The organism is Candidatus Babeliales bacterium, assembly GCA_040879965.1.
Taxonomy (GTDB): domain Bacteria; phylum Babelota; class Babeliae; order Babelales; family JACPOV01; genus JBBDJI01.
The window spans coordinates 486,516-501,174 of record JBBDJI010000013.1; the positions used below are offsets into that span (position 1 = coordinate 486,516).

14 protein-coding genes and 1 tRNA gene are annotated in these 14,659 nt (G+C 31.2%); 5 read left to right on the forward strand and 10 right to left on the reverse strand.

Going from position 1 to position 14,659, the window contains the following annotated elements; genetic code table 11:
- Positions 1–184 precede the first annotated feature (184 nt).
- Together WDZ41_06060 and WDZ41_06065 are read left to right on the forward strand one after the other, a co-directional pair.
- Positions 185–988, forward strand: a complete 804-nt coding sequence (locus WDZ41_06060; GenBank protein ID MEX0940894.1) for a TatD family hydrolase — start codon at positions 185–187, stop codon at positions 986–988.
- 54 nt (positions 989–1,042) lie between these two features.
- A complete protein-coding gene (locus WDZ41_06065) occupies positions 1,043–1,948 on the forward strand; it encodes a hypothetical protein (GenBank protein ID MEX0940895.1) in 906 nt (301 codons plus the stop codon).
- On the opposite strand, the gene WDZ41_06070 is transcribed toward WDZ41_06065, so the two are convergent.
- Positions 1,949–2,374, reverse strand: coding sequence for a DUF2061 domain-containing protein (locus WDZ41_06070; GenBank protein MEX0940896.1), 426 nt, complete (start codon positions 2,372–2,374; stop codon positions 1,949–1,951). It abuts the gene before it with no gap.
- Positions 2,375–2,454: 80 nt separating this feature from the next.
- On the opposite strand from WDZ41_06070, the gene WDZ41_06075 reads away from it, so the two are divergent.
- Positions 2,455–3,864, forward strand: coding sequence for a sodium/proline symporter (locus WDZ41_06075; protein MEX0940897.1), 1,410 nt, complete (start codon positions 2,455–2,457; stop codon positions 3,862–3,864).
- Between the two features lie 11 nt (positions 3,865–3,875).
- Here the strand turns inward: WDZ41_06075 and WDZ41_06080 are convergent, their stop codons facing one another.
- The 8 genes from WDZ41_06080 to WDZ41_06115 form a co-directional block, all read right to left on the reverse strand.
- Positions 3,876–4,340 (reverse strand): metal-dependent hydrolase, encoded by a 465-nt coding sequence (locus tag WDZ41_06080; GenBank protein MEX0940898.1) that lies wholly within the window; start codon positions 4,338–4,340, stop codon positions 3,876–3,878.
- Positions 4,340–5,686, reverse strand: coding sequence for a SpoIID/LytB domain-containing protein (locus tag WDZ41_06085; protein ID MEX0940899.1), 1,347 nt, complete (start codon positions 5,684–5,686; stop codon positions 4,340–4,342). Before WDZ41_06085 ends, WDZ41_06080 begins: the two co-directional genes overlap by 1 nt.
- The gene (locus tag WDZ41_06090; GenBank protein MEX0940900.1) at positions 5,670–6,185 is read right to left on the reverse strand and encodes a ribonuclease HI family protein; all 516 of its coding nucleotides are present in this window, start codon (positions 6,183–6,185) and stop codon (positions 5,670–5,672) included. Before WDZ41_06090 ends, WDZ41_06085 begins: the two co-directional genes overlap by 17 nt.
- Positions 6,186–6,199: 14 nt before the next feature.
- Positions 6,200–6,913 (reverse strand): hypothetical protein, encoded by a 714-nt coding sequence (locus tag WDZ41_06095; GenBank protein ID MEX0940901.1) that lies wholly within the window; start codon positions 6,911–6,913, stop codon positions 6,200–6,202.
- Between the two features lie 44 nt (positions 6,914–6,957).
- Positions 6,958–7,033, reverse strand: a tRNA-Ile gene (locus WDZ41_06100).
- A 91-nt stretch (positions 7,034–7,124) separates the two neighbouring features.
- On the reverse strand, positions 7,125–8,129 hold the full coding sequence (locus WDZ41_06105; protein ID MEX0940902.1) for a glyceraldehyde 3-phosphate dehydrogenase NAD-binding domain-containing protein: 1,005 nt from the start codon (positions 8,127–8,129) through the stop codon (positions 7,125–7,127).
- A gap of 21 nt (positions 8,130–8,150) precedes the next feature.
- A complete protein-coding gene (locus tag WDZ41_06110) occupies positions 8,151–8,975 on the reverse strand; it encodes a deoxyribonuclease IV (protein ID MEX0940903.1) in 825 nt (274 codons plus the stop codon).
- 1 nt (position 8,976) lies between these two features.
- Positions 8,977–10,380: a phosphomannomutase/phosphoglucomutase gene (locus WDZ41_06115; protein MEX0940904.1), complete on the reverse strand. Its 1,404-nt coding sequence runs from the start codon at positions 10,378–10,380 to the stop codon at positions 8,977–8,979.
- Between the two features lie 163 nt (positions 10,381–10,543).
- On the opposite strand from WDZ41_06115, the gene WDZ41_06120 reads away from it, so the two are divergent.
- Positions 10,544–11,251, forward strand: a complete 708-nt coding sequence (locus WDZ41_06120) for a pseudouridine synthase (protein MEX0940905.1) — start codon at positions 10,544–10,546, stop codon at positions 11,249–11,251.
- Here the strand turns inward: WDZ41_06120 and WDZ41_06125 are convergent.
- Entirely contained in the window at positions 11,241–12,998 is a 1,758-nt protein-coding gene (locus WDZ41_06125; GenBank protein MEX0940906.1) for a WD40 repeat domain-containing protein, read from the reverse strand. The two genes, WDZ41_06120 and WDZ41_06125, sit on opposite strands and share 11 nt — an antisense overlap.
- Before the next feature lie 241 nt (positions 12,999–13,239).
- Here WDZ41_06125 and WDZ41_06130 point away from each other — a divergent pair.
- Positions 13,240–14,659, forward strand: a 1,420-nt coding sequence (locus WDZ41_06130; GenBank protein ID MEX0940907.1) for an AAA family ATPase, incomplete at its 3' end; no start/stop codon positions are given.

Sequence of the window (14,659 nt, forward strand, 5' to 3'; positions counted from 1 at the left end):
ACACTGCTACTTCACCACAACTCTACTTTTTCTTTTCCTGTGGTATTTTAACTGTACATACTAATTTGATTTAAAGATTTGTCAAATTTTTGTTGAAAAGTACGAAGGAAACAGTTATTTCAAAAAAATTATTTCTTCTATATTTTTATTACATGTAAAAAAACTTTAAATAAAGGATTTTATTATGATCGATACTCATTGTCATATTAATATGATGATTAAAAAAAAATTTGATGTTCCCATTGTCTCTTCGGAGCTTCCTCATGCAAAAATAATAATTGAAGAAGCGCAACAAGCACAAGTAAATTATATAATTAATGTTGGTACAAGTTTAATTGAAAGTAAAAATTGCATAGAATTAGCAAAAACATTTAAAAATTTATATGCCTCAATTGGTATCCATCCTAATGATTGTACAGCACAATGGCTTAAGGATTTTAAAGAACTCAAACCACTTCTGCAAAAAAAAGAATCAAATAAAATTATTGCTATTGGAGAATGTGGATTTGATAAACACTATCCGGGTTATAATTTACAACGTCAACGAGATGCCTTTAAAGCTCAAGTAGAACTTGCGCTAGAAAATGATTTACCAATCATCATCCATACACGCGATGCAAAAGATGAAACTTTAGATGCACTTTCTGAATTTTCTAAAGACAACATAAAAGGAGTTATTCATTGTTTTTCTGAAGACCTAGCTTTTGCAAAAGAAGTAATTAATCTTAATTTTTTGCTTGGTATTGGTGGTACTTTAACGTATCCAAAAAATAATATATTAAGACAAGTATTCACTACTATTAATTTAGAACATATTATTTTAGAAACAGATGCACCTTTTTTACCACCACAAATTATTCGCGGGAAAGAAAATCACCCGAAATATATTTTAACCATTGCCGAATATTTAGCAGAGATTCGCAATGAATCTTTGCTAACAATAGCTACGCAAACAACCGCAAATGCACGTAAGTTATTTAATTTTTAGCTTCATTATGTTACATTGAATATTATGTAATGAAGATAAACATTAGGGGGAGTAGTGTTTACTAGAAAAAAAAGATTATATCTTATTATTTTTCTCGTTAAAGGAACACTACTATTGAATGGACAAGAATCGTGGATATTACCTCATATTAAAAAAAAATATAATGAGATAACTTTTTTAGCATCACATAATGCCTATGCAAGCAAAGATGATGGCTGGCGATATTCACAGCAAAAAATTGATATTGAACAACAATTATCTACTGGCGTACGTGGATTTTTATTAGATATTCATTTTCATAAAAATACTATTGTATTAAGTCATGGTGGCTGCCGAGGTTTTTTCAAACTATTAAAAACTGGTTCATATGATCCTTTGCAAAAAGCATTTAATACTTTATTAGGTTTCCTTGAACAAAATCCACATGAAATTATTACTATTTTTTTGGAAAATTATGTACATAACGATCAACTAAAAAGCGAGATTGAAAAAAATTCCATTTTGCAAAAAATACTTTTAACAAAAAAGGATTGGGATCCTGAAATTAATTCGGAATGGCCTACTCTTGAATGGATGCAAAAGAAAAATAAACGTATTATTATTTTTAATGAAGATAAATCTAAATCAAGAAGTATAACTGATGAAGATCCTTTTTTTTCCGTATGGCATCATATTATTGAATCACAATATGGCACTACTAATTTAAAACAAGTATGTAAAGAGCGCAGAGAATCACAACTTCATGCAAACCGTAACCGCTCATTATATCTTCTCAATTTTTTTGGTACCATTAGCTTGGCAAAAAAAAGCAAAAAAAGAAATTCATACGAAATGCTTAAGCAATTAGTAGACCGTATACATGATCAGACAAAAAAATTACCAAATTGGATAGCATTAGATTTTGTTGATCAAGGTAATGCTATGAAACTAGTTAATGAATTAAATCAACAAAGAATTTAATTAACCTTTCTTTCCCCAAGTAATATAATTCCATATACGCTCATGAATATAATATTGAATTATATTTAATATCGCATCTATGATCACAAGATTCATGGAAACGACAGCTTGATTAGTAATTAAAAAAATCACAAAAAATAAATAAATTGAAGCTAATATTCGCCAAGTAATTGCTTTTGTTATACTACGCTTGAAATCTTCCCAAAAAATAAATCGTAGAAAAGAATGTCTGCCCCAATTAACTTGATTCCATACTCTTTCATGTAAAAAATACATAACAATATTACTCACAATATCAATAATAGAAATTTTTGTAGCCATGATAAATGATTGAGTAAAAAAATAGCTTAAAACCAACAAAGTTACGGTTCCCAATAAACGCCATGATATTGATTTAATAACGCTTCTTAATTGAATCTCTTTCATAATATCCTTGTTAACTATGATTTTTAACTAAATTTCTTTATAATAACTATGAGTAATTTATATAAAATCTCAATACCTTAATGAGTTTTAATTATATGCCATATCCTTTATTATTAGCTTTTATTGTATATTTTGGCACTCTGTTTGCCATTAGTATTATTCATCTTGCAAAAACTAAAACAAGTAGTGATTTTATTATTGGAAATCGCTCAGTAAATTATTGGATTACGGCAATTGCTGCTCATGCCAGTGATATGAGTGCATGGCTTTTTATGGGATTTCCTGCCGCAATATATACCAATGGTTTAACTGGTTCCTGGATTGCCATCGGCCTTATTGGAGGTATGTTTTTTAGTTGGCACTTTATCGCGCATGCATTGCGTATAAAAACTGAAGAATATAACGTTCTTACACTTTCTTCATTTCTTGAAAAACGATTCAGTGATTCTTCAGGATTGCTCAGAATATGTAGCAGCTTACTTACCATTATATTTTTTGCTTTTTATATCGCTGCTGGCCTTACGGGTATGGGCTATGTATTTGAAGCAGTATTCCATATTAATTATTATTCGGGCATGATAATCGGTCTAGCTATTTCACTTTTATATATTATGATTGGTGGATTTATAGCTATTGCATGGAACCATTTTTTCCAAGGAATTTTTTTATTGGTGATGATTATAATTGTTCCTCTTTATGGTTTATATAATCTAGGAAGTATAGCACCAATTTTTGCTAATGCGGGCGCAAAAAATATATCTCTTTCATTAATACCATCATTTTCTCAAGAAACATTTATTTATATACTCAACGGTATTATGTGGGGTGTAGGTTATTTAGGGATGCCACATATTATCGTTAATTTTATGGGCATCAATGATCCTAATTACATAAAACACGCAAAATATCTTGGTATGTCTTGGCAAATTATATCATTACTCTGTGCAATCGGAGTCGGTTTTGTCGGTATTGGCTATTTTATAACGCTCAATAATAATGAGTTAATTTTTGTTGAGCTCGTGCAGCAATTATTTCATCCATTATTTACCGGCTTTATTTTATGTGCCATTTTAGCAGCAACTATGTCTACTATTGATACGCAAATTCTTGTTTCCTCTTCAGCACTCACTGAAGACATATATAAAAAAATATTTCATCACAATGCATCTGAAAAACAATTGCTTTGGGTATCTCGCGTTAGCATTCTTATAATTGCCTTGATAAGTTTTATATTAGCGGCACAAAAAAATGCTACTGTAATGGGATTGGTAAGTTATGCTTGGTCTGGTCTTGCAAGCTCATTTAGCCCAGTAATTACTGCCGCATTATATTCTAAATCAGTTAATAAATGGGGCGTTTTTGCTAGCATGTTAACTGGTGCAATTGTTGCAGGCCTTTGGCCATTAACTCATTCGCCAATTCTTTCTTTAATTCCTGGTACTATTGCAAGCACCATTGCATTATTCGGTATTTCGAAAATCACTAAGTAAATAATATTTACTCAATGCAATTTAAAAGTACGTCGCCAACCTAAATCTAATACTAGATGTGAAAATGCACCTAAGCAAAAGAAAAAAATATCAAAAAAAATAATATTGGCATATTGAGGCAAAAAAAGATAAGCATAGTTTGTTACACAAATAAATATGCCGCATATAAACCATAACGAATGGGTAATGCCTCGATGACGAATTAATAACGGAAACAATGATACAAAACTAACGAGAGCTAATTCATATAACCGTCGTTGCAAAAATAAAACAATGAAAATTATACCAATTAATCGGTAAAAAAAATTTTGTCCTTTGCTTTTGATATCAATATCGGGAAATAAAGAACCTAGTAAAGAAAAAAATAACCATTCGATTGCGGTATTGATGGTTAATGGTAAAACTGATTTGCATACAAATGAAACAATAATAAAGGTAAAAAATCCACCAATAAGATGGCCTTTATAATTTGGCATTAAATAGTATTTTTTAATTCCATAAGTTTTGTACCCGGATAATAAAATGCTAAAATAGAACGATAATTCCAACCTAAATCAATCATGCGACGTGCTCCCCATTGGCAAATACCAACATGATGGCCATAGCCTTTTCCATTAAAATAAATATCCTTTCCTTTTTTTTCAATTGAATAACAAAAACTTTTTACTTTTTCTAATAGACTGTACATTTGTTTACCTGTAAGTTTCAAGCTTGTTGCTTTATCATGAATTACTACTTCTTGTACACTTCCTGCCATATCATTTGCAGAGACCGCTATATGTTTTATTTCTGATAATGGATAACCAGCATTTTTTAGAAGTAATTCAAAATCCTGTAATGAATATTTTAATTGCCATGAATAAATTTTAGAAGGTTGGCAAAAATTGCATTGATACGTACGCGCTAAATAAGGTGCTTTATTAAAATCAATATAACTTAAGTGTGCTGGAATAATACCACCACAACAACAATCAAACATTGCAACAATAGGCTTTTGGTTATAAGTAAGGATCAACCCCCTAGTCTGATTAATTGCTTTTCTTAATTCTTTATTGTTATGAATCCCTTTATAAGTCTGATGAATATTAGTGTTTTTAATGTGATATACTCGATTACTTTTAGCAGCTTCAGCTACTTGGTGAATTAAATAGCTGCGACATGCAATAGCGAATGCTTTATTAACTTCTATAGGCCATCCTGGCCAACTTTCCCATCTGAGCACACAGAAAATATAATCTTCTATATCTAATTGATTAATTAAAAAAAATCGATCATTATTGCGCACAAGCAATACTGAGCCATGATATGAACAATTATTGAATTCAAAAAAACCATTAAGTGATTTAATCATGATAATATCACTATTAACCTGCTTTCCATCAAAAAAAAGCTTTTCTTTATTAGTATGAATTTTCAAGAACTGTTGTTTGTAATATTTATGTCTATTTGGTTGGCAAAGTGGGTAAATTACAAAACCAACATTTGATTTAAAAGACCACAACACCTTATCAGTAAGCAATTTTTCATCAAGCAATACTTTTACGGTAAAAGTAAAAAATGGTTTTTGATTATAATGAATACGCTCCGTTAATTTTTTTATGTCTTCTTTTAATTTTTGTTGCCCTAATGATTCATGAACTAATCGAAACAATCGATCATTCTTGCTACATTGTGCATATAAAAAAGAAATATTATTTTTTCGTAATATACTTGGAAAAACAATACAAAGTAATTGATTTTCATTTTTTTTCTTAAATTGATTATCATGAGCATGCAACCAACTTGCAAAAATAATTAAAATAATTTTATAATGCAATTTCATGAGAACGTGCTAAACTCATAAACTCTTTTGGAACAACACTTCCTTTATCAACCCCTTTATTAGCTAGTTTATCCGCTTGCTTATTATATTCTCGTTTTACATGGCACAATGAATAATTTATATTCTCAAGCAATATTACCGCAAGATTATACATTTTTTTTAATTCAGGCTTCCGTACTTTGTACTGATTTTTCATTTGTTTTATTAATAATTCAGAGTCAGAGATAATCAACAAAAGATCATCAGCAAATAACAATGGCTTGCAGAAAAAAAGACCAAGTAATAAGGCAAAATATTCCGCTTCATTATTTGTTTTAATGCCCAAATAAAAACCTTCCTGATAAACTGGCTCGCCATCTTTTAATAAATAAATACCGGCACCAGCTTGACCAGGATTATTACGAGAAGCACCATCGATAAAAAGTTTCCACTCTGAAGCTTCTTGTTTTATAGGTTGTATTGGCTCAGTGCAATTTTGCAAAAAATTAAGTTGTTTCATAAAAGGTACTAATTTTATGCTAAAGTTTCTACTGGATAATATAAAAATCTAAAACAATCTTTGCACTGTAATAATTTTCCGCGTTTTAAATCTGCAAGATCTTGTTTAGTTACGGGATAAAAGCAAGCACTACAGCTATTTTGCGCGACAGGTATTATTGGATTAGAAACTTGCTTATGCATAGTATGATATTTTTCTAAAAGCTCTTCTGGAATTCCTTTTAATTTTTCATCTCGCTGTTCTTGTCTTTGCTTATATTCCGTTTGCAATTGTTCAACTTTTTTCATTTTCTCTGCCATAACAGTATCTAATGAAGTCATTTTTGCATCACAAAATTCTTGTTTTGTTTTTAAATCTTGTTCTGCTTGTTCTAATTTTTTCCAGGCTCCAATTAAATCTTCTTCAAGATCATGTTGCTTTTTCTTTAATTGCTGAATTTCTTTTGCTAGAGACTCATATTCACGCTGATTACTTGCCGCATCTTGTTGTAACCGTTTAGTTTTTTCTAAATCATCGAGCTCTTTCATTGTTAGTTCTTTGATATCAACCTCTTTGCGAATATCACGCCTATGTATTTTTGCTCGCTCTAAAGCAACCTGGCACAATTGCATTTCGTCTTGGCTTTTTTCGAGTTCCTTTTGCAGGATTTCAATATTGCGCTGGATAGATAAAAGTTCTTGATCAAAGGTAACTAAACTGATTAAGCGTTGGAGAGGATTTTCATTCATGAAACAATCCTTCTTTTTGTGTATGATACAGCTTTATCTTTTAATGGTGGGCCCACCAGGATTTGAACCTGGGACCTCTCGGTTATGAGCCGATTGCTCTAACCGCTGAGCTATGGGCCCCTTGCGGCAAATAGAAATATTTCTATTTCATTAAATAGGATAAAGGCAAAAACTCTTTTTGCCAAGCAAAATCTAGCACGAAATAATAACTTTAAACTATACTTAAAAGAAAATCTTTCATTCGCATACTATAAGCCCATTCATTATCATACCAGCCACTCACTGAAGCAATATTACCCACCACTTGCGTCATAAGTCCATCGATAATCACAGAATAATTTGAACCAATAAAATCACTGGAAACGAGTGGTTCCATAGTAATATCAAGAATACCTTTCAAATTCGTTGTTGCAGCATTGGTAAAACAATCATTAATACTTTCTGCTGATAATTCTTTATTAAAATTAAAGGAAATAGTTAGATAAGAAACAATACCTACTGGCACCCGAATGGCACAGGCATCAACTTTTCCCTTTAATTCGGGAATTATTTTTCCTACCATTTTAGCAGCACCAGTCGTTGTTGGCACAATATTTAATGCTGCTGCACGGGAACGGCGAGGATCTTTTTCATCCACATCGAGTAATACTTGAGAATTAGTATAAGCATGCGCCGTGGTCATATAACCGTTTTCAAGCCCACAATCAGCGTGCAACACTTTTAACATAGGCAAAAAGGCATTTGTTGTGCAGCTGCCCAGCGAAATAATACGATGTTTTTGACTGTCATATGCATGATCATTAACACCAGGAATAATTGATACATCTTCATCATGGGCTGGCGCTGAAATAAGCACTGATTTTGCACCAGATTTCAAATGTTTTTGTGCTTCTTCTCTTTTGGTAAATTGACCGGTACATTCAACTATCCAATCGATATCATATTTTTTCCAATTGATTTGTAATGGATCTAATTCTTGTATAATTTCAATTTCATGCCCATCTACTATAAGTATATTTTCTTTTTGCTCCACCGTACCTGAATATTGGCCCATGATGGTATCATATTTAAATAAAAGCGCGACATTCTTAAGAGTACCTGGTCCAATATTGATAGCGACAATTTTTATTTTTTGCAACGCGATAGGATCAACCATAATAGTACGCAAAAAACTTTTTCCTATACGTCCAAATCCATTAATAGAAATCTTAATCATTATTCCCCTTTTTTGATATTATTACTGATGCCATTCTTTTACCATATTTAATATATTTATTTCTATATTATAAGCGGTACGTGGCATTTCCATAATAATTGGCACATTACATAATTTCTCATGCAAAATAAAATTTTTTAATGCCGCAGTGCCTATTTTGCCTTGTCCAAGCACTGCGTGTCGATCACGTTTAAAACCTAATTTTTCTTGCGAATCATTTAAATGAATGAGACCAATCGCATCACCTACTGTTTTATTTAATAAATACATAAAATCATTTTGTGCATTTATATCAGCAATATCATAACCAAAAGCATAAGCATGGGCCGTATCCAAACAAAATAAAACTTTTTCTGGAAATGCTAATTTTTCACGTATTATTTTAAAATCATGCAAATCACTGCCTATGCTCAAACTACCATGCGCAGTATTTTCTAAAACTATGGTGATATCGTTCTCATTTTTCAATATGTCATTGAGAACGCGTACTAAACAATCAATTCCTTTTTTGTGTTCATTCCATCCTATTGCTGAACCCGGATGTAGAATATAATGAGTAAATTGCAAACGCTTAGCAATATCTATTTCTTTTAATAATAAACGCTTAGCGTGTTCACAACGAATTCCCGATATGTTTATCCAATAGGCACCATGAATATATAATGTATCAAATAATGGACGTAATGCTACAAACTCTTTGACTTCTTTATCAGACAATGAAAGGTATTTTTTTGTTATTTGATGAATTAAAAAACATTGAAACGTTTTTAACCCCAAATGTGCTGCTCGTTGTGCGGTTTCTATCAATGAATCAATAATTCGTAAATGCAAGCCAATTTTTCTCATACTATTGATAAAGTTCCTTATATAATTCTTCTTTCGTAAAGTATGGTGTTAAAGCTTGCAAAAAATCTTTTTTCAAAAGATTTAATCCATCGGCCGAATCTGATTCAAAGCGCAAACAAATAACCGGCTGCGTATTTGAGGATCTTACGAGTCCCCAACCATGTTGCATAGCAACGCGAATACCATCAATAGTTATTACTTCAGCTTGTACATCCTTAGCAAAGTATTCTTTTACCGAATCTACAATTTCATCCATTTTCTCTTGTGGACATGCAATACGAATTTCTGGTGTTGCATACTTTTGAGGAAAAATTGTAAGTAGTTCATCTAATGATTTTTGTGAATCTTGTAATAATTCAAAAAGCCTTAACGCCGCATAAATACCATCATCGTACCCAAAATAACGATCTTTAAAAAAGAAATGACAACTTAATTCTCCTGCTAATAATGCATCTTGTTTTTTTAATTGATCCTTTATAATTGAATGGCCGGATGCCGAAATACATGGCTTACCTCCCCATTGATTAATAAGATCAGAAAGGGCTGATGAACATTTTATATCAAATACTATTTTTGCTTTAGAATTTTTTTTAATAATTTCTTGGGCAAATAACGCCAATAATTTATCACCTGAAACTAACTGTCCGGATTCCGTTACAGGTGCCATACGATCACAATCACCATCAAAACCTAAACCTATTTGAAAATTCTCTGATAACATTGCGGCTTTAACTGCTTGCATATTTTTTTCTATAATTGGATCTGCTTCATGATTAGGATAATTACCATCAACTTCTTCGAATAATAATGATACGTTCGGCCACTCCATTTTTTTTATAAGTGATGGCATCACCGTACCAGCAGCACCATTGCCACAATCGATTATAACAGATAATGGCATACCAACTAAATGTTGAAAATGATTTACAAGCCAATCGGTATACTCGGCGATAACATCATATTCTGTATAATTGCCAACATTCGTGCTTGCACAAAATTTTTTCTGTTTATACAAATGTTTAATTTCTTGAATTTGCGTACCCCAAACCGAATCTTTTCCCAAACAAATCTTAATACCATTATATTCTTTACCATTATGCGAAGCCGTAATCATTAGCCCGCCATCCACTGGCAAATTAAATAATGAAAAATAAACCACTGGCGTAGGGCATGTACCAACAAAAATTACATCTATACCACTATCTTGCAATGCACGACATACTTCTTCTTTTATTTCTGGTGAATGAATACGCCCATCAGCACCGACTGCAATTTTTTTGACGTTAGGATTTTGGTTTTTAAAATAACATGCTATTGCTCTTACTAAATCATAAACCTCTTTAATATATAATTCAGAACCCACCTTTCCTCTAATATCATATTGTCGGAAAATATGATCAACCATTCACACTCCTAATCTTGCCAAACTTATAAAAAGCTAAATTTACTATTTGTCCTCAAGTTCATTTTTTAATTGACAATTATTTATTCTATTGCCAAATTAAATAGGGTAGCTTATGCTTATGACTTTTTTATAATAAACAAATTGAGCTTTAATGGCGAGTGGTATGCATCTTAATCATTATATAGCCCAAGCGGGCATCTGTTCTCGGAGAAAAGCGGTTGATTTAATTAAAGAAAAAAAAATCTCAGTTAATAATCAAATCATCACTAATCCAAGTTATCAAGTAAAAGAAAATGATATTGTAAAATATCAAAAAAAAGTTATCTCCGCTCAGCAAAATGTTTATATTTTACTCAATAAGCCAAAAGGATATGTAAGCACCACGAGCGATGAACTTGGCAGAAAAACTATATTTGACCTTATTGGATCAACTACTGCAAAACGCTTATATCCTGTTGGAAGGCTTGATAAAGATACTACTGGCTTAATTATCATAACAAACGATGGGCAACTGACACAAAAACTCGCTCATCCTAAATTTGAAATACAAAAAACTTATTTAGCAACTCTTGATAAGCCATTATCACATGAAGATTTCCAACGTATTAGACAGGGCATAAAATTAGTTGATGGTTTTATTCGCGTTGATTCTATAGCATATGCAAATATCAAAAATAAGAAAAAAGTTAAAGTTAAATTACATAGCGGAAAAAAAAGAGTTATCCGTAGAATTTTTCAGCTCTTAGACTATCAAGTCACCGAACTTGATCGTGTCCAATTTGCTGGCCTAACCAAAAAAAATCTTAAAAAAGGTTCTTGGCGTTATTTAACGGCAGAAGAAGTTAAGCAGTTAAATAAATTTAATGAGTAAAATATTTATATCCAAGCCAAAAAGCATATCCTGCAAAACAAGTTAATCCTATCTTTACGCCGATTTTACAAAGATTTTTTTTTACTTTTATTAATGAACTAAGCTGTTCCTGAATATCTGGAGAAAAACTATTATATATTTCCAATAAATCAGTATCGTTATGTTCAATAGTAAGCCCATTATTCTGACATGCCGCATAAATGAGTTGTGCTTGCGGCAATGAACAGATTTCAGCTAATTTTTTTGAAAAATTCATATCCCACAGTATTATCGTTTTATCATCAGAAGCTGAAACAAATATTGTGCTATTATGATTAAAGCATATCGAATTAACCCAGTCTGTATGACCATTCAGTGTATGAAGCTGTTGGCCTGTTTTTGCATCCCACAGTGTTACGGTTTTATCTTTAGATGCTGAAGCAAGTATTGAGCCATTATGGTTAAAGCATACTGAAGTAACTCTGCTTGTATGACCATTCAGTCTATGAAGCTGCTTACCCGTCTTTGTGTCCCACAAAATTACCTCTTTACCACCAGATGCTGAAATAATGGTACTATCATGATTAAAGCATATTGACTTAACCTGATCTAAATAATCATTAAGGTATTCAAGCGCATGAAGCCTTTTACCTGTTTTTACATCCCTCAGAATTATGGTACTATCCCTAGATGCTGAAGCAAGTATTGAGCCATCATGGTTAAGACATGCTGAAGTAACATAACTAGCATGCTTAAAGTTGTTTAAAATAATATTATGATTATAATTCTTAAGTTTATAAAGCTGTTGACCTGTTTTTGTATCCCATAGCACGGTTTCATTACAAGATGCTGAAGCAAATATTGTGCCATCATGGTTGAAACATACTGAAGTAACATAACTAGAGTGGTCATTAAGCATATGAAGCCTTTTACCTGTTTTTGCATCCCACAGAATAGTGTTAAATTTAGATCCTGCAGCAAGTATTGAGCCATCATGGTTAAAACATACTGAACTAACCCTACTTGTATGACCGTTAAGCGTATGAAGCCTTTTACCTGTTTTTGTATCCCACAGTATAATGTTCTCTTTAAGTGCTGCAACAAGTATTGAGTCATCATGATTAAAACGAATCAATTTTGCATGACTATTCAATGTATGTACCGGCTTTGTGCAATATCTGAGCAGTTTATTCTTTACTGATAATATAATATTTTTGGCAATTTCCGTTTCTAAAGTAATATCCAAATATTCTGGATTATATCCCTTCTTAATTTTTTTTGTTAAAGCATGAATGAGATCTTTTTTTACCGGATTATCATTTGCAAAATCAGAATTAAGATAATTGAACATGACTAATAATTTATTGAGATAATCACCACAATATTTAGATAATTTTGATTTTCTTGTCTCTGAAGTATAATTGATAATTTGATTGAGCTTATCAAAATCAGATTTTTTAATAGATTTACCAAATTTATATTCTGGTAAAAGATTTAAGAAATTAATTGATGGATTTTTACTATGGTTGAACAACATTTCTAAAACCGAAAAATTATCTTGAATAAATTTTTTATCATAAATTCCATATTGAGTATAACCTAAATTATTTTTTTCAAATTTAATAATCGCTTTTTCTGCATTCGGTTTATATAACTTGTGATTATATAATGAATCAATATAAGAACCTGAAACTACACATTCATTATTGAACGGCTTTGCAAGCTCCATCGCTTGTAAACTATTGCCGAAAACTATCAGAAATAACATTAGAGTTTTTTCCATTTGATCACTGTTTTTTATCAATTTTATAATACTAATTTGAAAATTATCCATGCATATTAGGATATAGATTTTTTTAAAAAACACAATTCTATTTTCAACTAGAAACAATTGCTTGATTGCGCATTGAGCGTATTGTTTCATATAGAAAATAAAAAATAATTCTGTATTAAAAATTTAATTTTGTTTTTCGATAGTTTCTTGGATAAATTATTGTTATAATACTGAAATGATTCCATTAAAACTACAGATAAAAAATTTTTTAAGTTATGGCAGCAAACTGCAAACAATTGATTTTGGGCCATACCCTCTTATTTGTTTAAGCGGTAAAAATGGCCATGGCAAATCGGCATTGCTTGATGCCATGACTTGGGCTATTTGGGGGCAAGCACGTAAAACATCTGGTACTTCAAAGCCGGATGCACATTTGCTCAGGCTTGGGCAAACTTCAATGTTAGTTATTTTTGATTTTTTATTTAACAATCAAACTTATCGTGTTAAACGAGAATTTACTGCAACAAAAAGTGGCAATTCATACTCCACCGTAGAATTCGGCATTTTGGATGCAACTACTGAAACATTTCATCCTCTTACTGATAAAACAATTCGAGAAACACAAAAAAAAATTGAATGCCTTATTGGTTTAACTTTTGATGCTTTTGTTAATACCGCCTTTTTACGGCAAGGTCATGCCAATGAATTTTCAAAAAAAACGCCCAAAGAACGCAAAGATATTCTTGCTAGTATTTTACAATTAGACCAGTATGAAACATTGCGTAAGCTAACCCAAGAAGAAATAAAAAAACTTCAAGAACAGATCAATCATCTGAAATTTCAAGAAGAACAAATTAATACGCAATTACAAGAAGAACAAACACTCGTTGAAAATAAAGCTACGGTGATTCGTAATTTAGAAACTATTAAACAAAAGCTTGATGAATATCAAATTCAGTTAAATAAATTAGAAATTCAAAAAAATGCTCTCATTAAAAAGCAAGAAGAATATTCACTTTTAATATATAAATTAGATGAACTTAAAAAAGAAAAAGTGAAAAATGAACATTCTTTGCTTACCCTATTTAATGAATGGAGAACAACAAATAAAAAACAGCATAAAATCAGTAATATTCAAGAAATTATACAACAAAAAGAGTTGTTGACACAGAAATTATTTACTTTACAACATGAGCAACAACAGATACTGGAATTACGAGAACGTTTTTTCAAAATTAAGGAACTTGAACAACAGACGATTAATAATGCAAAAGAAGAACATTTAGCATCATTAAAGAAAAAAGAAGTAATGATTGAACGGTTAAATGTGGAACATGTTTATTTAGTTTCAAAAAATAAAGAATTAGCAGAACAATTACAGCTACTTGAACAAGAAAAAAATAACATCGGAACCGAGCAACTGAACGTTACTAATCATATTCAAAAATATAAAGAATTAAGTCAACAATGTGCGCTAATTGAAAAACAATTTGAAAAGCGAAAAAATTATTATCATTTATGGGTTGCTCGCGCTAATAGTTTAAAACAAGAAAATCAGGGCATTGATCAAAAGCATCTATTAGTAAAAGACACGTCCAATCCAAGTTGTCCTTTATGTGAACAAAATCTTTCTGCTTCACGCAAACGTTTTTTAC

What these genes read in the sequence shown, in the direction of transcription:
- WDZ41_06110 (MEX0940903.1), bottom strand. Translation starts at nt 8,975, where the DNA reads ATGAGAAAAATTGGCTTGCATTTACGAATTATTGATTCATTGATAGAA.
- WDZ41_06080 (MEX0940898.1), bottom strand. Translation starts at nt 4,340, where the DNA reads ATGCCAAATTATAAAGGCCATCTTATTGGTGGATTTTTTACCTTTATT.
- WDZ41_06125 (MEX0940906.1), bottom strand. Translation starts at nt 12,998, where the DNA reads ATGTTATTTCTGATAGTTTTCGGCAATAGTTTACAAGCGATGGAGCTT.
- WDZ41_06090 (MEX0940900.1), bottom strand. Translation starts at nt 6,185, where the DNA reads ATGAAACAACTTAATTTTTTGCAAAATTGCACTGAGCCAATACAACCT.
- WDZ41_06105 (MEX0940902.1), bottom strand. Translation starts at nt 8,129, where the DNA reads ATGATTAAGATTTCTATTAATGGATTTGGACGTATAGGAAAAAGTTTT.
- WDZ41_06060 (MEX0940894.1), top strand. Translation starts at nt 185, where the DNA reads ATGATCGATACTCATTGTCATATTAATATGATGATTAAAAAAAAATTT.
- WDZ41_06120 (MEX0940905.1), top strand. Translation starts at nt 10,544, where the DNA reads ATGCATCTTAATCATTATATAGCCCAAGCGGGCATCTGTTCTCGGAGA.
- WDZ41_06115 (MEX0940904.1), bottom strand. Translation starts at nt 10,380, where the DNA reads ATGGTTGATCATATTTTCCGACAATATGATATTAGAGGAAAGGTGGGT.
- WDZ41_06085 (MEX0940899.1), bottom strand. Translation starts at nt 5,686, where the DNA reads ATGAAATTGCATTATAAAATTATTTTAATTATTTTTGCAAGTTGGTTG.
- WDZ41_06075 (MEX0940897.1), top strand. Translation starts at nt 2,455, where the DNA reads ATGAGTTTTAATTATATGCCATATCCTTTATTATTAGCTTTTATTGTA.
- WDZ41_06070 (MEX0940896.1), bottom strand. Translation starts at nt 2,374, where the DNA reads ATGAAAGAGATTCAATTAAGAAGCGTTATTAAATCAATATCATGGCGT.
- WDZ41_06095 (MEX0940901.1), bottom strand. Translation starts at nt 6,913, where the DNA reads ATGAATGAAAATCCTCTCCAACGCTTAATCAGTTTAGTTACCTTTGAT.